Source organism: Bacteroides sedimenti (assembly GCF_040365225.1).
GTDB lineage: Bacteria > Bacteroidota > Bacteroidia > Bacteroidales > Bacteroidaceae > Bacteroides > Bacteroides sedimenti.
Genome location: NZ_AP028055.1, coordinates 1,205,496 through 1,229,112 on the forward strand (window position 1 = coordinate 1,205,496; position 23,617 = coordinate 1,229,112).

The 23,617-nt window shown below is 38.4% G+C and carries 16 protein-coding genes; 5 read left to right on the top strand and 11 right to left on the bottom strand.

What is annotated here, in order from left to right; all coding sequences use genetic code 11:
* Nucleotides 1-140: 140 nt before the first annotated feature.
* Together ABWU87_RS04865 and ABWU87_RS04870 are read right to left on the bottom strand one after the other, a co-directional pair.
* The gene (locus ABWU87_RS04865; RefSeq protein WP_353333782.1) at nucleotides 141-896 is read right to left on the bottom strand and encodes a hypothetical protein; all 756 of its coding nucleotides are present in this window, start codon (nucleotides 894-896) and stop codon (nucleotides 141-143) included.
* Between the two features lie 20 nt (nucleotides 897-916).
* On the bottom strand, nucleotides 917-1,129 hold the full coding sequence (locus ABWU87_RS04870) for a ferredoxin (protein WP_353333784.1): 213 nt from the start codon (nucleotides 1,127-1,129) through the stop codon (nucleotides 917-919).
* Nucleotides 1,130-1,416: 287 nt separating this feature from the next.
* Here ABWU87_RS04870 and ABWU87_RS04875 point away from each other — a divergent pair, with 287 nt between their 5' ends.
* From ABWU87_RS04875 to ABWU87_RS04885, 3 genes are all read left to right on the top strand, one after another.
* Nucleotides 1,417-2,178, top strand: coding sequence for a hypothetical protein (locus ABWU87_RS04875; protein ID WP_353333786.1), 762 nt, complete (start codon nucleotides 1,417-1,419; stop codon nucleotides 2,176-2,178).
* 107 nt (nucleotides 2,179-2,285) lie between these two features.
* Nucleotides 2,286-2,993 carry a hypothetical protein gene (locus ABWU87_RS04880; RefSeq protein WP_353333788.1) on the top strand — a complete coding sequence of 236 codons (708 nt, stop codon included), beginning with the start codon at nucleotides 2,286-2,288 and terminating at the stop codon, nucleotides 2,991-2,993.
* 180 nt (nucleotides 2,994-3,173) lie between these two features.
* Entirely contained in the window at nucleotides 3,174-3,740 is a 567-nt protein-coding gene (locus tag ABWU87_RS04885; RefSeq protein WP_353333790.1) for a hypothetical protein, read from the top strand.
* 162 nt (nucleotides 3,741-3,902) lie between these two features.
* Here the strand turns inward: ABWU87_RS04885 and ABWU87_RS04890 are convergent, their stop codons facing one another.
* The 4 genes from ABWU87_RS04890 to ABWU87_RS04905 form a co-directional block, all read right to left on the bottom strand.
* Nucleotides 3,903-6,992 carry an AAA family ATPase gene (locus ABWU87_RS04890; RefSeq protein ID WP_353333792.1) on the bottom strand — a complete coding sequence of 1,030 codons (3,090 nt, stop codon included), beginning with the start codon at nucleotides 6,990-6,992 and terminating at the stop codon, nucleotides 3,903-3,905.
* Nucleotides 6,973-8,199, bottom strand: coding sequence for an exonuclease SbcCD subunit D (locus tag ABWU87_RS04895; protein WP_353334417.1), 1,227 nt, complete (start codon nucleotides 8,197-8,199; stop codon nucleotides 6,973-6,975). Before ABWU87_RS04895 ends, ABWU87_RS04890 begins: the two co-directional genes overlap by 20 nt.
* A gap of 287 nt (nucleotides 8,200-8,486) precedes the next feature.
* Nucleotides 8,487-9,248, bottom strand: a complete 762-nt coding sequence (locus ABWU87_RS04900; RefSeq protein WP_353333794.1) for a peroxiredoxin — start codon at nucleotides 9,246-9,248, stop codon at nucleotides 8,487-8,489.
* A 154-nt stretch (nucleotides 9,249-9,402) separates the two neighbouring features.
* Entirely contained in the window at nucleotides 9,403-14,421 is a 5,019-nt protein-coding gene (locus ABWU87_RS04905; protein ID WP_353333796.1) for a LamG-like jellyroll fold domain-containing protein, read from the bottom strand.
* Between the two features lie 506 nt (nucleotides 14,422-14,927).
* On the opposite strand from ABWU87_RS04905, the gene ABWU87_RS04910 reads away from it, so the two are divergent.
* A complete protein-coding gene (locus ABWU87_RS04910) occupies nucleotides 14,928-15,614 on the top strand; it encodes a hypothetical protein (protein WP_353333798.1) in 687 nt (228 codons plus the stop codon).
* Nucleotides 15,615-15,739: 125 nt separating this feature from the next.
* Here ABWU87_RS04910 and ABWU87_RS04915 read toward each other — a convergent pair whose 3' ends face one another.
* The 5 genes from ABWU87_RS04915 to ABWU87_RS04935 all read right to left on the bottom strand — a co-directional run bounded on the left by ABWU87_RS04915 (nucleotide 15,740) and on the right by ABWU87_RS04935 (nucleotide 21,689).
* Nucleotides 15,740-15,991, bottom strand: coding sequence for a hypothetical protein (locus ABWU87_RS04915; RefSeq protein WP_353333800.1), 252 nt, complete (start codon nucleotides 15,989-15,991; stop codon nucleotides 15,740-15,742).
* Nucleotides 15,992-17,093: 1,102 nt separating this feature from the next.
* A complete protein-coding gene (locus tag ABWU87_RS04920) occupies nucleotides 17,094-18,542 on the bottom strand; it encodes a tryptophanase (RefSeq protein ID WP_353333802.1) in 1,449 nt (482 codons plus the stop codon).
* A 232-nt stretch (nucleotides 18,543-18,774) separates the two neighbouring features.
* Nucleotides 18,775-20,181, bottom strand: a complete 1,407-nt coding sequence (locus ABWU87_RS04925; protein ID WP_353333804.1) for a S8 family peptidase — start codon at nucleotides 20,179-20,181, stop codon at nucleotides 18,775-18,777.
* 211 nt (nucleotides 20,182-20,392) lie between these two features.
* Nucleotides 20,393-20,908, bottom strand: a complete 516-nt coding sequence (locus tag ABWU87_RS04930) for a GNAT family N-acetyltransferase (protein WP_353333806.1) — start codon at nucleotides 20,906-20,908, stop codon at nucleotides 20,393-20,395.
* 190 nt (nucleotides 20,909-21,098) lie between these two features.
* On the bottom strand, nucleotides 21,099-21,689 hold the full coding sequence (locus tag ABWU87_RS04935; protein ID WP_353333808.1) for a porin family protein: 591 nt from the start codon (nucleotides 21,687-21,689) through the stop codon (nucleotides 21,099-21,101).
* 381 nt (nucleotides 21,690-22,070) lie between these two features.
* Between ABWU87_RS04935 and ABWU87_RS04940 the strand changes: the two genes are divergently transcribed.
* The gene (locus ABWU87_RS04940; RefSeq protein ID WP_353333810.1) at nucleotides 22,071-23,381 is read left to right on the top strand and encodes a leucine-rich repeat domain-containing protein; all 1,311 of its coding nucleotides are present in this window, start codon (nucleotides 22,071-22,073) and stop codon (nucleotides 23,379-23,381) included.
* The last annotated feature ends 236 nt before the right edge of the window (nucleotides 23,382-23,617 follow it).

The window sequence follows — 23,617 nt, forward strand, 5'->3', positions numbered from 1 at the left end:
ATAAACTGAAGAAGTTAAAACAAGGGAACTTCAAATACATTGGAATATTTTATATTTCTAGAGATTAATGAGAGGAGATACGTTAACTGCCGTATGTAAGTTGATATATTACAGTATAATATGCGATCATCATAAAACGGCTATTTGGAACCTCCGGGCGCTAATTTTCCCATCAGTCCCATGATATCTTTCGGACCATTGGCATCTTTAAGCATATCCCTTAATCTCTGTTTCTGCTCAGGAGTAAGTATCTGCACAGCTTGTTTCATGATTACACCCAGCTTCTCAAAAATGGTTGCTACAACCTGCTCTGCCTCCTGATTATATTGTTTGCTAAGTGATTCGTCAGGCTGTTCGGCCAACAAATTTGACGTAACTTTTTGGAGCAATCCAAGAAGCTGTGGAAGATAAACAGGCAAACTCTTTCCTAATGAATCTTTCAGTGCCATCAAAGAGGCCATCTGTTCTTTGTTCAGGAAGGTTGTAGTGTCAGCAACATTAACAGGAGCAGGTATGCTCCATCCTTGTATCCGATCTTTGATTTTCATCCGTTTGCCAGCCTTAAAACGGCGGTTGTCAATATCATTACCATCTGTCTTTTTCTCTACTCCTTTCCAGCTACCCATGGTATACTTATATTCATATTCCTTGTCTCTGAAGCAAGGAATGTCAAGTGAATAATGCTTGCGGTCTATGCGCTTCATTATACAGAAGGTGTCACCCGGATTCCAGTTATTGAAAGTTCCAGCAACATAAATAGCAGAGTCTTTTTGATTCTCAATTCCAGGTTCAGGGAGTTCTACTGTAAGACGAACGTAAGTTACCTGAGCCATGGCAGATTGCGTTATAAAAAACAAACCTGTCAGCGAAAGAAGCATACAAGTGATATATCTCATTTCTTTTGCTTTTTCATAAGTTATTCATCGTCTGTCATCTCGTACTTTATAACCTCTGAAGGACAGCTATCTACTGCATCCAGAATCTCTGATTCAAACTGACTGAAATCAACACCTGATTTCACTATCATTTTATCGGGCACTTCAAATACCTCGGGACATGCTACTTCACAAGCTCCACAAGAAATACATTCGTTCTCGCTTTCGTCTAGCCACACTTTTTTAATTGCCATATCTTATCGTTTTTAAGGGTTAATAGAAACTATTTATATTACATCAGATTAATAACAAACTGCTGTTCTATCATGTTCGCTGAAAAGAGATCTCTATGCATATTTTTATCTTCTAACGGGTGCTTAAAACAAAAAATAATTTTATATCTTTGAAAAGAAAATATAATTTACTAAAAAACATTCTTTATATTCGTATCAAATTTTTACATCCCCTAAAAACGGCTTCAGCCTAAAATAGTATGTGGAATGTAAAAATGAGGAAATAAACGTTAAATAACTAGATCAATATGGAACAAACTTCAGACTTAGTAACAACAGAGCAAAAGATTTACAAAGAAAGAGAGATAATTTTTGGAGCATATTTAGGTGGTCCATTAGTGGGAGGCTATATGCTGGCAGAAAACTTTAAGGTGCTTCAACAAAGAGACAAAGTTAAGAAAACATGGTTGTTCACAATATTGATAACATTCATTATGCTTGGAATTGCTATGATATTACCTGATTCTATTAATTTCCCAAATTTTCTTTTTCCTCTCATATATACTTTTATCGGTGTTCTGGTCTTTAATTCATATCAAAAAACAAAAGTACAAGCTCACATACAAGCAAATGGAGCTGTACATAGTTGGGGACGGACAATAGGAGTTTCAATAATTGGACTGGCAATATTTGTATCTATAGTTCTTTGCATTGTTGGACTTACTCAATTAAGCTATTTAAAAGCTGATACAAAAACCTATGGAATTGTTAAAAATGAAATTTCATATGATAAAGAAAATATAACGGAAGTAGAAATAGATAAAGTTGCCGAAGGTTTTAAAACAATTGGATTTTTTGATGATGCAATTCCAAAGTATATTTTTGTTGAAAAAGAAGGCAGCAGTTATGTGATATCGGTTTCGTGTAGCGAAATTATAAAAACTGACAATGATGCATGTGAATATTTTATTGAATTAAGAAAAGAGATGCAAAATCTATATCCGGGAAACAAACTTATTTTTAATCTTTTTGTTGATGACATTGAAAATGTAGTAAAAAGAATAGAATAAATACATCTTTTAATTCCATCTGTATTATACAAAAAGAAAATTTGGAATCAGATGAATACAGACAAATTCAAACATTAATCAACTGTCACAAAATCAGGTGTAAAAATATGAAAACCATACTTTTTGTAATGACATTATTTCTTTTTGCCTGTAATACTAATACAAGAAACGAAGGAAAAGTCGAATCGTCAGAATCATTAACTAAAGAAAAATCAACAGATTCTATAAGCATAACACCTGACAAACCAGGAGAAATATATTCTGCTGTCATGTTTGATAAAATACATTCAAGTGAAGCAGAAGACACTTTGATTATTAGAACAAAAAAAGGAGAATTCATAATAACTCCATATGGACGGTTTAAAAATATCAATGGAGATACGGTACAATTAAAAACTGAATTGATTGTTGAAAATGCATACCTATATCTTGATAATAAGTTTTTATATATCTTCTTTACTGACACCGACCATGATGGAGCAACCAGTTGGGTTCAGAAAATTAATAAAGAAAATCTTAAGACCATCTATACAACTGAAATACCAGGATTTAATCTAGGACAACCAATCATTCGTGGTAATAAAGCTTATGTCACAGCAATAGGGTTAATAGGGAAACTGAACCTTGATACAGGTAAATATGATTGGATAAGAGAAGATCTATACGACAGAGGAAAAGCATCATTTAATAGTTTTGATACAGTTTTGTTATCGGACAATCAAACTGAATTCTTATCTAAACATTATCTAAGGAATCAAATAGATAAAGTAATTGTAGATAACACAACTGGTAAAATAATTAAGATTGTCAAATAATCAAGATATATACGGAGCTAGCACGTATGTTTTATCCATAGCTGATTAGATCTGTATTTTGTGATTCAGGTCAATAAATAATATTAACTTAAAATCGATTAATTTATTTACTCCTGGACAAACTTACTTTCACTTTATATTGTTCTAATTCAAGTAATGGATAAACAAATTCATTAATTGATGAAAAAGAACAAGCTGTTTATTCTGGGAATTCTGACAGGCCTATTGATTATCTTGTTTTTCAAAGGGTGCTCCAGTTTTATTACTTATCCTTCCAGAAAGGGTATTACACTGAATGATTCTATCAAATTTTCAAACCCAGACTCAATACAATTCACCGGCATTGGCTCAACCAACAACATTCCTATTGTAAGAGTGAATTTGGGGTTTTACGGAATAAAATATTTTCTAATTGATACAGGTTCAAGTTTTTCAATAATTGACTCTGAATGGGTTCATGAGCATGAAGGATTAATTGAATTTGTCAGAAAAATAGATTATATAAGACTACAGTCTTTTTCTGAAAGAACTAGTAGTGATGCAACATATGCAATCAGACTATTGGTAAACGGCGTACAACAAGAATTCGTCATACTGGACATAAAATCTTTAAGAGAGAAAATTATAAGGGCAGGTTATGATATTATAGGAATTATAGGGTCGGATTTCCTGGCACAGAATAAATACATTATCGACTACAACAAAAGATGTATTTATAAGCCTTCAACTCAACAAACTGAAAAATGACCTAATACAAAAAAAGATTGAATTCACAGCCGTAAATGGCCCGAAAATATCATTCTGGGAAGTGATGCGAAAGCGGTACTGAAGAGAACAAAAATCCCTCTTTTTATCGTTCCAATCAGGAATAATAAAAAATAACCGGATTTTATTTTCAGCGCATCCTTATTAGCCCGTAATGAGAATGCGACTTTTTCCATTAACCGATTTCTCCACTCGAATCTGCGTGGCAATATGCTCGTTCATCTCACTGACGTGTGAGATAACCCCTATTTTGCGCCCCAACGTCTGAAGCCTTTCGAGAGCATCCATTGCCACTCGCAATGTATCGGCATCGAGCGAACCAAAGCCTTCGTCGATGAAAAGCGACTCCACCCGCATGCGGTTTGACGAAAGAGAGGAAAGTCCCAACGCCAATGCCAATGAGACAAGGAACGACTCCCCACCGGAAAGGGTATGTACGCTCCGGATTTCGCCTAGCATATCTAGATCGATCACCTGAAGACCCAGCGTATCGGGTATACGTCTTAGTTCATATCGCCTAGATAGTTCCTGAAGGTGTTTATTGGCATAGGAAAGCAATACATCGAGCGTATAACCTTGTGCAATTTCCTTAAACTTGGATCCAGTAGCCGACCCGAAAAGTTCGTTGAGCTTGCTCCAGTTTTCGGAAAGAGACTCCTTGACGGGCAGCTCTTTCTGGAACTTCTTCACCTTTTCTTTTCCGTCTTTATAGGCTGTAAAGAGGGCGTTAATCTCTCCGCTACGTTTCATCATGCCGTCCATCCGAGCATTGATCTCCAGTAAAGAGGATTGCAGCTTTTCCATTGTTTCTTCCTCTCCCTGCGGACGAATCGAAGCTGCCAGATGTAGTTCCAGTCTTTTTTTACGTTCCTGAAGCGTGGCGCCGATAGTCAGCTCGTTCTTCTTCAACAGATCGAGCATTCGCTTCTCGGAAGCCAGCCATGCATTGTCTTTTTGCAGGAGTTGCGCCACCATTTCTTGGGTGATGACCCCGTTGCGATCGGCAATCCACTGATCGAGTTCTTTTTGCAAGAGGGCGTTACGCTCTTCCAAACGGGTAATAGTACTCATTGTCTCCTTAATGGCCCCCTTCAGACTCTCACCATTGGATGTGAGTCGGTTCAACTCTTCGGACACCTTGCGAAGTTCTTCTTCGGCGCTCTTCTTCTCTTTCTGAATCAATGCAACTACTTCATCGGCGGGTTTACCGTCCAAGAGTTTTTTCCGCTCGTCAAGAAGCCCATTGTATTCATTGCGAAACTCTTTCAGCTTCAGTTCTTTATCTACTACCGATTTAACTGATTCTTCAAGGTTATTCTTCCCGGAAACAAGGGCGGTCTGCAATCCGGCACTCTTCTCCCGAAGTCGGGTCAGCTCAATCTGATTCCGGTTCCATTCGGAAGCCACTTTCTGAAGCCTGTCCTGTAACTGTCCCTGAGTAAATTCCTCTTTCCAACCGGGCAGAGAGCCAAGACACCCTTCTGCATCGGTCATGGCATCGGCATGTTGCTTGCGGTAACTCTCAGCCATGGCGGAGAGACGGGTAATCTCCTTTCCGCACTCCTCAATAGTTGCCGCAAACTGTTCTAGTTGTTTCTTTGCCTCCTCTTTGGCGCGATTTAATTCCTCTTCTTGTAAGCTTCGACCACCGGCCAACTCTTCATCACGCAAAGGATGATGCAGGCTGCCGCACACAGGGCATGGCACACCTTCACTCAACTGAGCACGCAGGGCGATGATTTCAGCAGGAAGAAGTTTATCTAGCTTATCAGCTTCCTTTCTGGTGGCTTCCAATCGCAATTTCTCTGTCTCGAGCATTTCACGACGGCTTTTCAGCGTCTGATCGCAACTGACTGCTTGTCTGTGGGCGCTTTGGGCGGTATTAAGTAGATTCACGATCAGATCTACCCGTTGAACCACCTCTTTGTAGGGTTCTTTAGACTCAAACCATTTATTTAAGTCTACTATCTTATTATTCTCTTTTACAATTTGTTTGCTTACATTCTGCAAATCATTTTCAAACTTCGCCTTAAGGGCCAGGGCGGCATCGGAATCCTTCTTTGCCTGTACGCCATTTCGTTTTACCACCTCCAGTTTGGCGTCCAGCTCGCGGGCGCGGAGAATCTCGGGTTCTTTTTTTTCGGCGATTTCATTCGCTTGGCGCTGGCGCTCTTGACACTCTTTCTGTCTGACTGAAGCCTGAATGATCAGCACTGCATTTTTCTTCTCTTCCTGTTGTTTGACCTGCAAACCGCTTTTATGGATCACGCCCTGCCTGAGGTTACCCTGGAGTTCGTTGTAGATATCACGAACTTCCTGAACCTCGTCCACCCGAGCTACATAATCGTACCGGGGTTTCGCCTCCTCGATGGCTGCTTTCGCTCCTGCCAGATTAGTTTGCCCCAAAGCCACCTCACGAAGAAGCTCTTGTTCCTGTTTAATCCACCCAATCTTTTGATTCAGCATTTCGACCTGCTTCCGCATCACCACCGTTTCTCCGTCTATCTGCCTACGTTCCTGTTCCAGCTGCTCCACCTGTTCGTCAGAAAGAAGTTCAATTCCCTGAATCTGGTCTCTCAGCTGTTTGAGATCCTGAGCTGCATCCTTAGACTTTTGGAAGATGGACTGAGAAATGCGGGAATAGATATCGGTGCCGGTAAGCTTCTCGAGCAGTTCTGCCTTGTCGCCCGGCCGGGCTTTTAGGAAGGTTGCAAAATCTCCCTGTGCCAGCAGTACAGAACGGGTAAACTGATCGAAGGTGAGTCCGATAAGGGAGACGATCTTTTTCAGGAGTTCGGTCTTGGTGCCCTGTTCTTCCACATTCGTGGTGAGGTTCAGCAAGATGATGGATACATTCCTCAAACGTCCGGATGCTTTGCTTCCTGCTCGTCCTACCTGCCAGGTGGAGCGGTAGTGCTCGCCATCCAGCGAAACGAAATCGACCTGCGCCATTCCTTCCACCGTTCCTCTGCGAAGGATATTGCGACTGTCTTTCAGGGTTATGGTGTCACTTTTATTATCTTGTATGTTGTTGTTACTGCTGACACTGCTTAAACGAGGTGTAGTGTCGAAAAGAGGCAGACAAAGGGCATCGAGCAACGTCGATTTACCCGACCCGGTGCTGCCGGTAATAGCAAACAATCCGGCAGAGCGTAATGGTTCTACCGTAAAATCAATCTCAAAATCTCCCTCCAGAGAGGCCAGGTTCCGTCCTCTAATCGCTAATATCTTCATGTTCTATTTCCTGAATTACGCTTTGCAGCAGTTGCTTCATCGTTTCGGGCATTTCGGTGCCACCATACTGTTTCTCGAACTCCATACGGGCAATCTCCATCGGTGTAATTTTTTGCAGCTCTTCGTAGCTAAACACCTTTGCTTCAACCGCACCTCCCTGCTGAACAGAGCCAAGTCGTGCAAGACGTACCGATTTGTCTTTCAAGGCTTCCTCTATTCTGAACCGAAATGAAGGCTCAGGTTCGGTAATGAGTACCTTTACCTCCAGATAAGAAGAGTTTTCTGTAATCTCCCCTTCGGGAAGCCTGGCAATTTCTTGCAGCACATCCTCCATTGGTTTAGCCTCATCGGGAATGGTCAGTAGTTTTACGGGAGCATCGAAATATAGTCTTTCAATCTTAGTCACAGCTGAAGCTTCTATTTCTACCAATGCCACACTCTGTTTGTAGTTCTTCTCGGCAAACGACATCGGAAGCGGTGCACCGGCATAACGCACCTCCTCTCGTCCGCAAACCTGCTGCCCACGGTGAAGGTGTCCCAGAGCGGTATAAGCTATCAAGGCCGAAAAGGTGTCGGGTGTCACACACTCTACACCTCCCACCACGGTTCTTTCCGACCGGTCTTCCTCAGAAACAATTCCTCCGGCGGCATGCAGATGTCCCATCGCCACAATTGCCTGATTGGGCTCACGTATCTTGAGTACTTCCTGAAGCAAGGCATCATACATAGCCTTAACACCCAACGGATAACTTTCCGCTTCGGGGTAATCTCCCTGACGCAGGTACGGCACCACCATGCACCAAGCCTCCACCTGACCATCTTTTATGAGAGGAACAATCAGCCGTTGAAAGTCAATCTCCCCTTCAGACGTACGTCTTACAACTCCTTTTACAGTGATATTCATTTCCTGCAAAAGAGGGTCCGGTGCCTCGAGACGTGCAGCGGAATCGTGATTGCCGGCAATTATCACCACCTGAAGGGAGGGATTATCTGAAGTAATTTCGTGAAGGAACTGATAGAAGATTTTCTGTGACTCGGCTGATGGGTTGGGTGTATCGAACACATCGCCTGCAATAAGCAGTACATCCGTAGCCTGTTCCCGCAGCTGGTTTCTGAGCCATGCCAGGAAGCAGAGATGCTCCGCCTTGCGGTTATAGTCGAAAAAGGTTTGTCCGATATGCCAATCTGCCGTATGAATTAGTTTTATCATTGTGTTACGGGTTGTTCCCTACAAAAATAGTCTATTTTTTAGAGAGCCCAATAAGATGGAAGGTATATAAAAGAAATAATGTTGAGTAAACTCATCCCAGCCAACTAGCCTTATGCAGTTCGAACCTATCAGTTAACGATCTAATCAAAATTTCCACCTTCTTCATTTTGTATACAACACTTTGATTTAGACGATAACAGAGAACAACAAATTTCAACGTATTTGCGACATCAAGTTACACTATTGAAAACAAAAAAGCAGTCTCATATGAAACTGCCTTGTAATTACTTCATGTTTTCCAGGAACCTCAGCGCATTGGTAGCATGCTTATAAGTTCTCACCTGTGAACTATGTACGTAAATCACTTTTCCTGTTTTATCAACAATGTAGGTAACTCGTCCGGGCATATATCCCAGCATATTGGACGGTACTCGAAAGAGTTTGCGTATCTTGTTACCTTCGTCACTCAGCAACGGAAAGAAAAGATCATTTTCGGTAGAAAATTGCTTGTGGCTTGAAACAGATTCTTTTCCAATGCCGATAACCTTAGCACCGACAGCTTTAAAATCGTCGAGATTATCACGGAAAGCCCACACCTCACGTAAAGAGTTCGGACTATTATCGCTATTATAAAAGAAGAGCACCAGATAGTTCTTGCCTATAACGGAATCGGTGACAAACACATTTCCATACTGATCTCTCAATGAGAACGAAGGCAGAATACTGCCCACTCCCACTTTTTCTTTTTCCCCAGCAGTAGGCTCTATTTGTGTAAAGCCTATGAAATCAAAGTAGAATATAAGTAACACCACAAAAGAAACAAGAAAGCCTCTGTAGTAATTTCTATACTTCTTATATTTATAGTGTTCTATACAAATATTGCCGATAATCCCACGAAGTTCATCAGCAAATACCGGTTTAATATTAATAAGCCAGCTATCTGTTTGATATACAATTTTACGAAACTTACTACGATAAGCAAGTAATGACAATCCTATTATTACGAATAGAATCAGCCAAATATTATCAAGAAGAAAGTTTATCATATTGTTGATGTCTATAGTTAATAATCCTCTGAAATGTATCTACTAATAAAACAGATAAAAGTTTATTATGTTTTTTTAGTTGTATCTTTTTTATGCAAAAAGCCGGCAGAGGAATTAGGTTCCTAGCCGGCTTAAAATATTAGAAGGAATGAGTCTAATGAACAAGTATTTTATATGCCTTGCCATCCACTATAACCAAGTAATATCCTGGAGATTGCTGCTTCAGAGCAGACACTTCTGTACCGCTGATAGTATAAACAGTAAACAGACTCTCAGTACCAGTCACCTTTATATATCCATTTTCAACCATAACTTCAACTTTTCCTTCAACTTCAGATTCCACTCCCGAAATAAATATAGCCTCACCGTTTAAATCAATCTCGGCAAATGCTGTATCAACATTACCGGTATAAGGCACATACGCCTCAAACGGAGCCAAACTTGGAAGGGAACCTTTGACAAAGGTCATTTTGTCTCCTGTACTGTTCACAATATAGTAACCGGTTATACCGCTTACAGAAGTGCTGCGTGCCATGTCCGATCCACAAAGACAATTTGTTCTTGGTTGTGTAGGTGTATCCTTGAATTGTACATTCATTGCTGTTCGGAATATTATATTCTTGTCGTTCAACATTCCGTTCTTCAATCGAATCAGGTACGCTCCCGCCGGAAGAGCCTTATCGAACGACTTTACAGCATAAAGCTGACCATTTTCATACTTTCTCACTTCGAAGTCGGCTTCCAGAGTCATCTTTCCACCAAGACGCACAGTATCTCCGTTGACAATCTTGCCTTGAAAAGAGACCTCTTCCAATGGTGCCGCAAAATTAAGAGGATACCATTTACCGCTTTCCATTGTCATGGCATAAGAAACCGACCCTTGCAATGTTTTTGGAGTTCCATTAAGACGGCTGTATGCATTGAAGCGGAGTTGCTGCATAGTGCTGCCGTTTACTTCGCTAAAGGTTGTAACCGATGAAATGGGCTTTACTTCTTCAAATAAAAAGGAGAAATCTCTAAGACTGCTTCCTGAGACCCAGTTATTACCAGAAACTTTCATATATTTCCCCACTCCATAACAGATACGAACGTTTTCAAAATTATCTTTATGGAAAGAACTGAACAATACACGATAATCTGTATTCGAAGGAATCATAAATCCTTGATCCACCCTTGCATAAAGGTCGGTATTGATATCCTTCAGATTCCACGAGCCTGTTGAATTTAAAGATATAGCAAACTCACTACTACCGGTACGTACATATTTACTATTCAGCCCATAGGTTGCTTTCGAAGGTTCACAAAGCCCTGTCATAGTTCCATCTGCCGCAAACTGGGTTCTGAACTGAGACCAAGTTGCGTCGCCTCCTGTATTGAAACGATTCCCGTCCTGGTCGCGGATAATATAGGTAGAATTGCTATCAGGAGTAAACTCGTTTGCCACATAATCGGGCACACAAAAAGCCATGGATGCCGACCACATATCTCCTTCCGGACCAATATTTCGACGGAGAGCAAAACGGTTATGTGATGAATAATCTTTCGGATTTACTGTTGCTGATTCATCAAACCGGAAGTATCCATCTAAAGCTGTCTGATTCTGAGTATCAAGCATTCTTGCATTCAGGTTTTGTAGCAGTTCAAGTTGAGTGCGTGCGGAATTCCAGATGCGGAGTTCATCAATGGTAACATTAGCCGAATTAGTGGCGTTGCCAACTCTCAGGCCATTGGTCCAGGAAGAAGGCATTACGCTCTTTGTGGTAAAAGTTCTGGTAGCTATCGCCGTTCCGTTTTTATAAAAGACTCCTGCTCCTGCATTGAAAGTGAATGCATAATGATCCCAGCTTTCTTTTTCTAGTGTGCCGTTGTCCACAGTCATTCTGTCATCGGCTCCAAAACCAATCGACAATCCTCCTTTAGAAGTTTCTGTAATACTGAAAGCATCTGTCGCCATGATCTGGCAGTCATCTTTATTATCAGTTGGTTTCATCCACCACTCAATGGTAAACGGGGAAGCAGAGCTCTTTTCACTGAACAGACCGTTTATTGTCAGCATATCATTATCTCCGTCAAATGAAAGCGAGTTACCCGAGATATCGTTCGATACGATTACATAATTAGTTTTCTCTACGGTGCTTTCCCCTTTCTCATTAGCTACCGTCAGCTTCACCTTGAACTTACCAGAGTTAGTATATGTCACTGTTGGGTTGGGCACAGTCGAGGTCTGTGGTGTTCCACCAGCAAACGTCCATTTATATGTATCAGGGGTATAGAGACTCTTGTCGACAAACTTAACTGTTTCCCCCTTCAGTATATATCTCTGAGCCGTTTCAAAGTCTGCTTTCGGAGCCGAACTATTTACCACGATTGTTTTCGAAAACGACTTCTGACCGGTAACATTGTTTGCTGTAAGAATAACTAAATACACCCCTACCTGACTGTAAGTTGCCCCTGCATTAACGGTTGTTGCTGATTCAGTTTCAGCGCCTTTCATTGTCCAGAGATAGCCGTTAAGCGGGGTCGCAGTCTTGTTCTCAAATGAAACACGTTCACCTGTTATAATAGTATCTTTGCTTGCAGCAAATAGTGGTTCAGGTAGAGGTAATGACTTAACTACTACATTTTTTGTAGCTGTCAGAATCTCTCCTGTACTTAATGTAACACTCTTAGACACCTGAAAGGTTCCTTCACCATTAAAAATCAATGACGGTTTCAGAACGGCAGAATTTATGATACCTGCTGCAGGAACATTCCATTGGATAGATGCTGTATTGAAAGGATTTGTTGATGAACTGATTTCTATGACTTCTCCAACGTAACAAGAAGAGTTGCTAAGAGTAAAATCGTTAATCGTCCCTTTGAGAGGATAATCTGTTGCAGAATGAGTAATAGTACCAGTAGGAGAAGCATTGTTTCCTCCTTTGCAATCTTTCAACAGAGTGGAGTTCATGTCCATTTGGTAATATGCCACCAAATTTGGAAGCGTCTCCGGATGCAGAATGAGCTGATCCTTTCGTGATAAAATTTCATCCTGTGTAAGCGCTTTGTTCCAGATGCGGAATTCATCAAGGTTTCCATTGATTCCATTACCAGAAGCACCTACCAAAAAAGTTGAAAGGGCAGGCATACCATTCCCACTATCAATGGTAGTGCCAACAGACTGACCATTTTTATAAAGAGTAATTTTAGAGCCATCGAGCACTATTGCAATATGTGTCCATTCGTTGATATTAACAGGAGCAACATTATGAATTCTGTTGGATGTAGTATATCCCACAGAGATACCTCCGCCACTATTTAGGTGAAAAAGAAATTTCCCCCAACCCGGTCCCATTTGGAAGTTCCAGTTAGTGATAGCAGCTGGTTTCATCCAGAATTCAATGGTACATTGTGGCATTCCGTTGGTAAAAACGTTTGGAATGGAAAATCCATATCCTCCAAAGTTGATACTTCCAGTTTCAGAAATGGCCGCTCTAGTAGCAGATGCCAGCTTGTTCACTTGATTGCTCATATTTGATTCAACCTCCATACCATTCACTGTGTAAAATGCTGAAACGACATAACTATCGCCAATCTTTGATTCTGTTGCGATGTATGATGTGGCATCGGCATTAAGAGTTGCTATTTTATTATTATTCTTGTAAACCTTATAACCTTCCAAAGTGTAAGGAGAATATTGAGGTTTTGTCCAACTCAACCCTGTATCGGATATCCAGGTAAGGTTGAGGGGTGCATTGAGCGGTTCTCCCTGCAAAGATGTTGTGATGACTGTTTGTTTTCCAAGTGTAGAAATAGTGACATTTTTCTGAGTAAATGGAATTTCGATCCCTTTTTCATCAAGCGCATAATCCATTATAGAACAGTCTGCTATTTTTCCGACTCCGGTAGCATCTGCGCTGGAGTTGACAATAAAGAAATATTTTAGTGGCTTAGACAGATCAAAAGAAGAGACCAGATCTGTGATGTCATAACCAAACTCCATGTCTTCAGTATGCATCACTCCATCAGCCCATTGTCCTAGCATCGGAACATTATTCAATTTTATTCCATTTACTTTCTGCCAGCCACAATAAGTAAAGTGGGACAAAGGTATCTCTCTGTCGGGGACATTTGCATTCATATCTGTCGATGCACCAACGCTCAGGCTAAGCTCGCTTCGGTGGCTAAAGTTCATTTTTACCTTTAACGCCTTAAGTGGACGATAATTCTTACGAATATGATAAAGTTCTGGTTGCCAGTATCCAGTTGCAGTTCTGGTTGGCTTCGCCTGAGAATACGGACAGTACACCAATCCCTTGTTAGCCCACCCGGATCCCCATGAGTTTACAATAATCCATGCACCCACTTCATCGGATGTCTGCACCCCGTCAGCATTTATATCACACCAGATATCATCGTCGTAACCCACAATAGTTAATGCATGATCCACCTGATCTCCCCAGTATTTTATATATTTTTGACCGACATTCTTACCGGTACTTATTGTTCCTAGTGTCGCTGCACTAGCAACCCCAATTCCAGCAACCCCTCCGCGTCCTTGAAATGCCGGATCTCCATTGTGATCATATAGCCATCCTTTTAGAATATTAGCATACTGTTGCTGATCCAACGGGCCTATATTTGAAGTTTCCGAAATACGATTAAACATGGCACTGTACCACTTATCATATCCGGTCATCCAACCAAATGGATCTTCGTTTCCTTGATTACCAAACAATTTTGAATAGGTTCGTCCTCCATACATATTCATGTTTGGAATGCCATTATCTCTAGCCATACCTTCTTTGCCAGGACCATGATTGGTCAACAACCAAGTGAAATGTGTTGGATAAATGTTTTCGGGAAGCGATGCATCTGTACCTCTGTATGCATTGATCTCTTCAGTGAACATATAACCTATGCGTGAAGCAGAGCCACACGACCCGTTATCCTGATTAAAAACCGGAGGAAAATAGATCTTTTCCGAGTTATCCACCCTTCGAGGTAGCACAACAGCCATTCGTTTGCGAGACCAAGGATATTTATGAGGATTATAAAACTCGCTAACCTTGACTGATTTATAGTCGGGATATTTTATGTAATTTACTGGAATGGTATCCTGAGCAGAAAGTTCGTATGGAATCAGAAAAAACAGTCCTGCGATAAGAAGTTTGTGTGTGTGTTTGTTGGCCATATATGTTTTTTAATATTAACATTCACGTATTATGTTCAATCATAAGATTCCTTTTCATTGATTTATGAATCAAGCTAAAAAATAGGTTGTAAAAGTTCGAATAAAATTTCTGCAAATATAGGATTTTTAAGCAGCTTTGACATAAGTCTTTAAAATATATACAATCATTTTTTATTATTTATTATAATTCGATACACAACTTAGAAAAACTTTTATTATTTACATTGTACTAATCATCCAAATGAAGCGTGGCAATAACAATTAATTTATATTAAATTGTTGACATAATTTTATCTGATCTACTTTTTACAAATTGGCTATAAATATTCGTATATCTTACATATTATATTACAATATAAAGCGTGTATATTGTAATATTTATCTATATTTGCATCATGATCATTGTTTTTAGACCACTTTACATAAGACTTAAGACACTAAACAACATAAAGAATAATCCAACACAAAATAAGATATTTATAACAGACAAATTATCCATATAAATTATGAAATCACTTTTACTTTCATTAGCATTCGTTTCGTGTCTTGGTGCATGCTCTGTAAAGGCTCAAAATAAGCCATTCTCTATTTTTGGAAGCTACGTGCTTGGATTTGGGAATATAATCTCAAAAGCAGAAACAGGATTAACAGAACCTCAAAGCCAACAAATTGAAAAGCTTAGGTCAGGCACAATTAGTCAGTTTGAAATCGGTTCATATTATAAATCATTAGGCTTGGCATTTATCTATAATAGCTATGATGCTTCAGCCGAAACAAATTATGAAAACGCAGATGTGAATACCGATGCAAGATTTGAAGACGGGATTCTAAATGATGATTTAACGTTACAGTTTTATGGTGGTGAAATTCGTTATAAAATAAATATCTTCAATCGAAAGATGAATTTAATATACAAATATGCTTTAGGTGTTCAAAAATACACAATAGAAAAAGATGTTCAAATAATTGATAATCGTCCTTATACATACAGCAATAAGCTTAAAGGAAGTACTTTTACATCGTTATTGGGAGCAGAAGTCAACTACAACATTCTAAAATCATTGAGCGTAGGAATTGAAACATCTATTGTTCCAAGTAAATATAAAAAACTCAACTCAGAATACAACAGCTATTCCACAAATGAGTCTACAGCACGTCTCAACACTGGTATTAAAGTGACAGTTACTCTTTAAGAACTATTAATATAGCAAATCCCCCTCTTCTATTAATTATAAAAAGCTGTAAACTAACAAATTTAAAACCGCTCTAAATTTTTATCTGATTCTAATTATTTTGGAGATAAAAATGCAAAGGATTTTTAGGCTTCTCCACTAATAAATCCATTTAAATAATGAACAGAAAGGTCATTTTCAGATTCATCGTTACTTAAAATGCTTAACTTTCTTGGGTGTTCAACCTCCTCAAAAGGAATACAATTCATCTTCCCCAAATCAGTCACAAATGCAACCAACTCTTTCCGATCCTGATCATATATTGTTCTGCCAATTGATGTTGAACCTTTATAGCAGAACATTACCCAAACATAGGGCTCAAACTTATAATTTCCCATAGTTTATTTATTTAGAGTGAACACACAAGCTGCTAAAATTAGATATTTACAAACAACCAAACCACCATTTATATCAAGTATAAAGTTTTTCAAAAGTCTTTTTTGTACGCAGAATTAACTAAACATACCTTTAATTCAAATAGCTATATTTTTTTATAAAATACAGCTTTATTAACAAAGATAAATAATTTATTATAATTAAGCATCAATAAGCTGAAAATATATTTATTGAAATAACAGTGTGACATTATGGCTAAAAAGATAACCGGCCGGAACAGAAATAAATCTATTCCAGCCGACATCTTTTTCTACAGCTATAAACCTTACCACTGTAGCCTAAACCAATATAAATTAAGCAAAAACACAATTAAGAATAAAAAGGAACAAAATCCATGTTTTTGCTATCCCAAAGATTGTAAACAGTAACAGCAATTACATTCCAAAACTTGTGGGAAACATGTTTCAAATCTACAGAATCAAATGATTCAAAGATTTGCTTCTTTCCATCATTACTCAATTGTATATTTTAATATTAAATATTTCTTATTCAAATAATACATATGCGCAACGCAATCTCACCATACTATCCAATATGGAGTCCATAATTTTATTTAATTTAAATCAGGATTTTGTAGATAAAAGCAATCTACATGAAGATAATGCCACAAAATAATTAAACTCGCTCGTTTTTTTGCCTTTAATTTTTCTACTCCGCAAATATAAGATTAACATTTTAATTCAACAACTATTTCTTTAAATATATCAATTATAAACGTAGAAAATAATTTTTATCATAATAGAGTATTTATTATTACATATTATTTTAATAAATAAAGAACAAAAACCCTAATTTATATTATTAATGAGACGAATAATCCACATAAAAACATCTTGATAATTTTTTATCTATATTTATAGTATACATAAAATTATCAGTATAATTATTACACCTTTTATAAGCGCTATTTAAAACATTAATTCTTTAAAAAATATCAATCATAAAAGATGAGCATGCTCATCTTTTATGATATTTGATTTATTATATGCAACAGAATAATAACCTCAGCGCTATTCTTTTAAGAATTGCCTTAAAAAAACAGAATTATAGACTGTTACCAAAATCTTCCTTAAACTTAGCCATCAGTTTTTCCGGCCAATCAGATAATGGGGCCAGTTTTCCCATAAAAAATCTTAGTACAGGCGGTTCTTCCACGAATTTTAGTCCACCAATCAGATGACGGTTTTCAAATAACCAGGTAAGTCTATCTTCCACATATTTAATCTGAGATAGTGTAAACACACGACGAGGAACAGCCAGCCTAAGTAATTCCATATCCGACATAGGTTCCACCCCATTTTCGTCACGCTGGTTTGACATTGTACCACGTTCCATTCCACGCACACCTGAAATCAGAAATAACGCAGCTGCCAATGCTCCGGCAGGATATTGCTGCTGAGGTATATGAGAGCAAAAATTCATCGCATCCACATGAACACCAAGTACACCGGCAGGCTTCACAACTGGTATATCCTTAGAATCTAGTTGTTCTACCAGATATTTAATAAAACGAGGGCTTTGACTGATACTACTTTCATCAAGTACTTCATACAATCCCACAGCCATAGCTTCTACTTCACGAATAGACATTCCACCATAAGTAAGAAAACCTTCATAAAGAGGTATGAATGCTTCAAGTTCTTTAAAAATCTTTATATCGTTTGTACAGATACCACCACCACGAGAAGAACTGAGTTTGCGGGCAGAAAAATAGCACAGATCAGCCAAGCCAGTCATGGCTTTAACAACCGTTGCCATATCAGAGTTTCTGAACTCTTCTTCGCGTTGCAGAATCAGATATGCATTTTCTCCTAACAAGCTAGCGTCTAGAACCAGGCGAATTCCATATTTGTCGGCAATTGCACGCACGTCACGCAGGTTTTGTATGGAAAATGGCTGACCGCCAATCAGATTAGTCGACGCTTCCATACGGATAAAGGGAATATTTTCGGCACCATGGGTTCTTATGACCTCTTCCAACTTTTCGATATTCATATTGCCTTTAAAAGGGCAGCTGGAATTAATTACATAAGCCTCATCATATAACAATTCGGCAATTTGTCCGCCCTTGTCAGTAATATGGGCCATTGCCGTAGTGAAATGGTAATTCATTGGGATAAGACTTCCCTTTTTTACATAAGCAACCGAAAGAATATTTTCAGCGGCACGTCCCTGATGCACAGGCAACAAGTATTTCTTATCTAGAACATGTTCAACGGATTTCTGGAGGCGGTCAAAGCTCTGCGAACCGGCATAAGCATCATCAGCACGCATCATTGCAGCCAGCTGATTATCACTCATGGCATTAGTACCAGAGTCGGTCAACATATCGAGAAATACATCTTTTGTGCTAAGTCTGAATGTATTAAATCCACCTTCTTTAAGAGCTTCAAGGCGGCGTTCAACAGAAACAAGATGTAGTTTTTGTACGATGCGTACTTTGTGCAGTTCTAACGGAATATTTTCTCCGCTATAGAATTTAATTTCTTGCATAGTTGTTTTCGAAATAATGTTTTAGTATAGATTTTTATCCTTTATATCATAAAAAAATTGCGTACCTGCCATAAGCAAGCACGCAATTGAATAAATATATCATTTTAATGCAATTCTATGTGCTTTTCGATACAAAGGTATGTATTATTTTTATAAAGCAAAATATATTGTTACCATTTATACCAAAAAAATATAAAATCTTTAATAAGAAACCGCTTAAAATATAAAATTATTAGAAACTACTTATATTTAACCTTCCGCCAGTAACACACTTTCCTGAAAGCGCGGGAGTTGGTACAGCATTAGATTTTATAGCTTGAATTACTTCAGAAATAGAAGCATCCGGATGAGATGACAGATAGAGAACAACGGCTCCAGTCACATGAGGGGCCGCCATTGATGTTCCATCAGACAGAGCATAAGATGAAAGCACCTTTCCTTTAGATTTCAAAGGAATACATGAATAGATTCCGGAACCCGGCGCGGCAATATCTACTGATGTAGCTCCATAATTAGAAAAGATAGACAACCCTCCGGTGCTGGTAATAGAAGCTACAGTAATAATATTGCTGTTACTATAACATGCAGGATAATATGGTGTACGGTCAATATTCATTCCATCGTTACCTGCAGCTGCAATAAAGATTATACCCGCCTCGTTAGCGCGCTCAATGGCATCATACAATGCTTGGGAGTATCCTCCTCCACCCCAGGAATTATTTGTTGCGACGATATTCACTCCTGCTTTTTTCAGATTAGTAAAGTAGTCAATCGCCTCAATTGCATCAGCAGTAGTTCCTCCTTTGCGACCCATAAACTTTCCGCTTAACAGTTTTACATTCCAGCATACACCTGCCACGCCTATTCCATTGTTTCCCACAGCACCAATTGTTCCGGCCACATGTGTTCCATGGTCGTCGAGAGCAGCATCGAAAACCTTATTATTATTGTTGGCAAAGTTCCATCCATATACATCATCCACATATCCGTTGCCATCATCATCAATCCGATTATCCGGTATCTCACCCGGATTCACTCCTGCATTCGCAGCCAGATCTTCGTGCATATACATATATCCTTCATCGATTATTCCCACATAAAGATCGCTTGAACCCGTATGTCCTGCGGCCCAGGCATCTGCTGCCCCACAACCGAATTCATTTGACGGAGAAGAAGAGGAACTATACATGCCCCAAAGCGATCCATTGGCGAAATATGTGTCGTTAATTGCTTCTTTTTTATAGATGAAGTTGGGCTCGGCATATTCAACCGCTTCTAAACGTTTCAGCAATCCTACTGCATTAGCAACATCGGGTACATTTATCAGCATCAGTCCTTTTCTGTCACCTAAACGTTTCATGGCATTGGTCAGAATCTTTCTAGCAACAACAGCATTTACATTGTTCAACGCTTTTAAGCAGACAGAGTCTGGTACATCATTTCTAAATTTCACCAGTACTTCGTTAGCGACAAATTCCGATTCAACAGATGAATCCGCATTGATTGATCGGGTCTTAATACCTGAACCGCCTGTTACATCCATGGTTAATTCTTCGTTTGAGCAACCCGGCGAGAGGATGGCCATCGTTCCAATCAAAGAGACGGCTGCCAATGTGGAATTAAGTAGTTTTTTTTTCATAAATAAATTAATTGTTTATATGTTAGATTTTTGATTGATAGTATGTATTTGCCGGGCGAAGATAAATATATTAATTAACTTAAGAAAAAATATCTAAAAAATATAGCGTTTCCTTTGAAAATAGTAGATATCCATATAAATTGCTGCAAATGAATTATCTATCTATAACTTCTCCATATCCTTATTTATATAGCATTTATTAGCTAGACAATCATAATAATTTTTCGAATGCCTTTCTCGGATCTTGATACATCACCTCTCCGCAATAAGTAAATCCGAGTGTAGAAAGCATTTTTAGCATGTAATGATTATCAAAATTTGTGTCTAACCTGAAACTATGAATTCCTTTCGAAAGGCTCAGTTCCTCAACCCGGTGCATAAATTCAGTTGCCACTCCTCTTTTTTTTACCTCGTCAGCTACGGCCAAACGATGTACCACCACATAAGGATTATCACTCAACCACTTTCCTTCAAGTGCATCATAAGCAGGTTCTCCGTCAAAGATTACTGCTCCGTAAGCCACAACCTGATTGTCATTAGTAAGAACATATCCGTACCCTTTTTCAATATCTCGAGCGATATTTACGGGGGAAGGATATCCGTTCTGCCATTGTTTGCTATTCAAACTGCGCATCTGAGCTTGTGCTTGCTGAATAATTTCCCAAATACGTGCTGCATCACCTTCTGTCGCACTTCTGAATTGCATATCTTTATTGTTTATACTCATAAAATAATAGTTATTATAAATTCTCAATGTGGGTATAAAAATAAAATATTTTATTGATAGTATGCGTGTCGTCCATCTATTTTTTCAAAAGTCAAAGGGGATGTCTCAGAACCTGAGACATCCCCTTTCTTATTTCGGATGCAAACTATATAAAAAGAGCATTTAATCTTTTTATATCAAATTATTAAAATCAGAATTTATAACCAACGGATAAACCAAAGTTGATATTCTTAGGAGCATCGCCATCACCTAGTTTGGTTAAACCTAGCTGACCGTCAAGCCCCAGAATAATTTGCGAAATTTCAAACGATACTCCAAAACCCAGTCCGGCATCAAACCTCTTCAGACCTAAACCTTTATCACCAAATGTATCATCTTTCACATTACCATAACTTGTTTTACCTGCAATGCCATATCCAAAGTATGGACCAGCTGCAAACAACATATTCAGATTATCTGAAACCGGAACTCTGGCTTGTACATTTACAGGCAATTCGAGATAAACTTGATTCACTGTTAGGTTTTCTGGTATTAAAGTTTCTTTAGTACCTTTAGTGGTAAAAAAGAGAGATGGTTGTAAGGACCAGGTCTTATCGAAAGCATACTCCATGCCACCACCAACCTTAAAGCCGATTTTGGCGTCTGTTCCGTCAGTCTCACCTCCGGTCCAGTTACTCAGGTTTATACCAGCTTTCACGTTCCACGAAACTTTTGAATCCTGTGCCATTACTACTACATTACCCAGTAATAAGATGACTACAAATAAAAACAGTTTTTTCATAATACGTTAGTTTTAATTAGAATGTTGAGATCTGACCGGTAGAAACATTATTAGTTTTTCCCAGTCTCATTATAATATAAATTATTGTGAATCAAATTGATGATAAAATTTCAATTATACCAACAACAATGACACTCGTATTTTCTAATTATCATTTCTTTGATACAACATCAAAAAAAACAAAACAAAAATAAAAATGTTCCTTTTAAATTATAAAATTAGATAATATTAACAGAGAATCAAATTATAAATTTCATAATAATTATTTCATTTAGAACTGATTATTTATTCTTGACTTCATAAAAATTGATTATGTTTGTATTGCTCGAAAAATAGCAATTTGATTAGAATTAAACAATTAACCTTTTATAGTCTGAAATTATGAAAAGATTAAATCTCCTTAGATGGATATTGTCTACTGTTTGTTTATTTATGGGTATTAATCTATCTGCTGCAACAATTCATGTACAAAAAGCAGGAACCCTTTCTTCATTGATATCAGAAAAAGATAAATATAAAATTACCGATTTAATTTTAACCGGCGAACTGAATGGAGATGACATTCTATTTATCCGCGAAATGGCAGGTAGAGGAGGTAGCCCGGAAAAGATTACAGAAGGTAAGCTTACAAAGCTCAACCTGGAAAAGGTTTCTTTTATGAAAGGCGGATGTCCATACTATAAATCGGGCCGTACTTGTTTCTATAGTGAAAATAATAAGCTCACCGATTTCATGTTTTACGACCTGATAAATTTAACCTCATTAACTCTTCCTTCCTCTATTTCTTCAATTGGCAGCAAGGCACTTTATGGATGCAAAAATTTAACTTCTCTCTCTGTCCCAAACAGTGTCGTTTCTATTAACTACAGAGCCTTTTACCGTTGCACAGGGTTAAAGTCGGTTACAATTGGATCGAATGTAACATCAATCGACAACTCGGCATTTCTGGGATGTGACGGACTGGTAAAATTTGATGTTTCGAATAAAAATAGACTATATAGAGATGTACGCGGTGTTCTTTTCACAAAAGACAAAAGCCGGCTGGTAGCTTATCCTAATTCCAGATTGGGAAGTTATATCATTCCAGAAGGAACTATCCTGATAGACAAGTTTGCTTTTGCAGGATGTTCTGAACTCACCACTGTCTTTATTCCCAATAGTGTGACTAATATTGCACAAGGAGCTTTTTCTAATTGTTCCAAATTAAGTTCGGTTACTATTGGCAGCCGTGTAAACGGCATTGGCGAAGGAGCTTTCTATGGATGCGCAGAATTAAAGGAGTTTAGAGTTTTAGAAAACAACCGATACTATACAGCTATTGACGGGGTTTTATTCAGTAAAGATGAGACCAGAATAATACTATATCCTAATGCTATGTCGAGGAAATACTCTATCCCCAACAAAGTGACATCAATTGCCTGCGAGGCTTTCATGGGATGCACTGGACTCAACTCAGTCACAATTCCCGAAAGCATGACATTAATAGAGAACAACGCATTTCTTTGTTGTTCAGAAATCAAAGAAATGCATTGTAAAAGCAGTAACCCACCTGCCACTCTTGAAAACAATCTGTCTACCGATTTTATAGGAATTGATAAAGAACTATGCATTCTCTATGTTCCCAAAGGAGCAAAAGACAAGTACAGACAAGCAAAAGAATGGAACGAGTTCGCAAATATTATTGAAGAATAACTGAGAATTCTCCAGAGAAACAGCATTTTTTGCATATTTATTTTATTTCATTTCCAACTGTACAAAATAAGAATTTTCCTTCTTGAGCGCATCCAAAAAGCTGAGTTTACAACTTTTAGGATGTGCTTCACATTTTTTATAGCGGCATTTTAAAACCATTATCACATTAATTATCAGACAAATAAAGAGAAACCAGTTAACCGGTTAGGGAAATTCCTATCAAAGATTGGGGATAA

Coding starts and splice junctions, on each gene's coding strand:
- ABWU87_RS04865 (WP_353333782.1), bottom strand. CDS start 896: ATGAGATATATCACTTGTATGCTTCTTTCGCTGACAGGTTTGTTTTTT.
- ABWU87_RS04870 (WP_353333784.1), bottom strand. CDS start 1,129: ATGGCAATTAAAAAAGTGTGGCTAGACGAAAGCGAGAACGAATGTATT.
- ABWU87_RS04875 (WP_353333786.1), top strand. CDS start 1,417: ATGGAACAAACTTCAGACTTAGTAACAACAGAGCAAAAGATTTACAAA.
- ABWU87_RS04880 (WP_353333788.1), top strand. CDS start 2,286: ATGAAAACCATACTTTTTGTAATGACATTATTTCTTTTTGCCTGTAAT.
- ABWU87_RS04885 (WP_353333790.1), top strand. CDS start 3,174: ATGAAAAAGAACAAGCTGTTTATTCTGGGAATTCTGACAGGCCTATTG.
- ABWU87_RS04890 (WP_353333792.1), bottom strand. CDS start 6,992: ATGAAGATATTAGCGATTAGAGGACGGAACCTGGCCTCTCTGGAGGGA.
- ABWU87_RS04900 (WP_353333794.1), bottom strand. CDS start 9,248: ATGATAAACTTTCTTCTTGATAATATTTGGCTGATTCTATTCGTAATA.
- ABWU87_RS04905 (WP_353333796.1), bottom strand. CDS start 14,421: ATGGCCAACAAACACACACACAAACTTCTTATCGCAGGACTGTTTTTT.
- ABWU87_RS04910 (WP_353333798.1), top strand. CDS start 14,928: ATGAAATCACTTTTACTTTCATTAGCATTCGTTTCGTGTCTTGGTGCA.
- ABWU87_RS04915 (WP_353333800.1), bottom strand. CDS start 15,991: ATGGGAAATTATAAGTTTGAGCCCTATGTTTGGGTAATGTTCTGCTAT.
- ABWU87_RS04920 (WP_353333802.1), bottom strand. CDS start 18,542: ATGCAAGAAATTAAATTCTATAGCGGAGAAAATATTCCGTTAGAACTG.
- ABWU87_RS04925 (WP_353333804.1), bottom strand. CDS start 20,181: ATGAAAAAAAAACTACTTAATTCCACATTGGCAGCCGTCTCTTTGATT.
- ABWU87_RS04930 (WP_353333806.1), bottom strand. CDS start 20,908: ATGAGTATAAACAATAAAGATATGCAATTCAGAAGTGCGACAGAAGGT.
- ABWU87_RS04935 (WP_353333808.1), bottom strand. CDS start 21,689: ATGAAAAAACTGTTTTTATTTGTAGTCATCTTATTACTGGGTAATGTA.
- ABWU87_RS04940 (WP_353333810.1), top strand. CDS start 22,071: ATGAAAAGATTAAATCTCCTTAGATGGATATTGTCTACTGTTTGTTTA.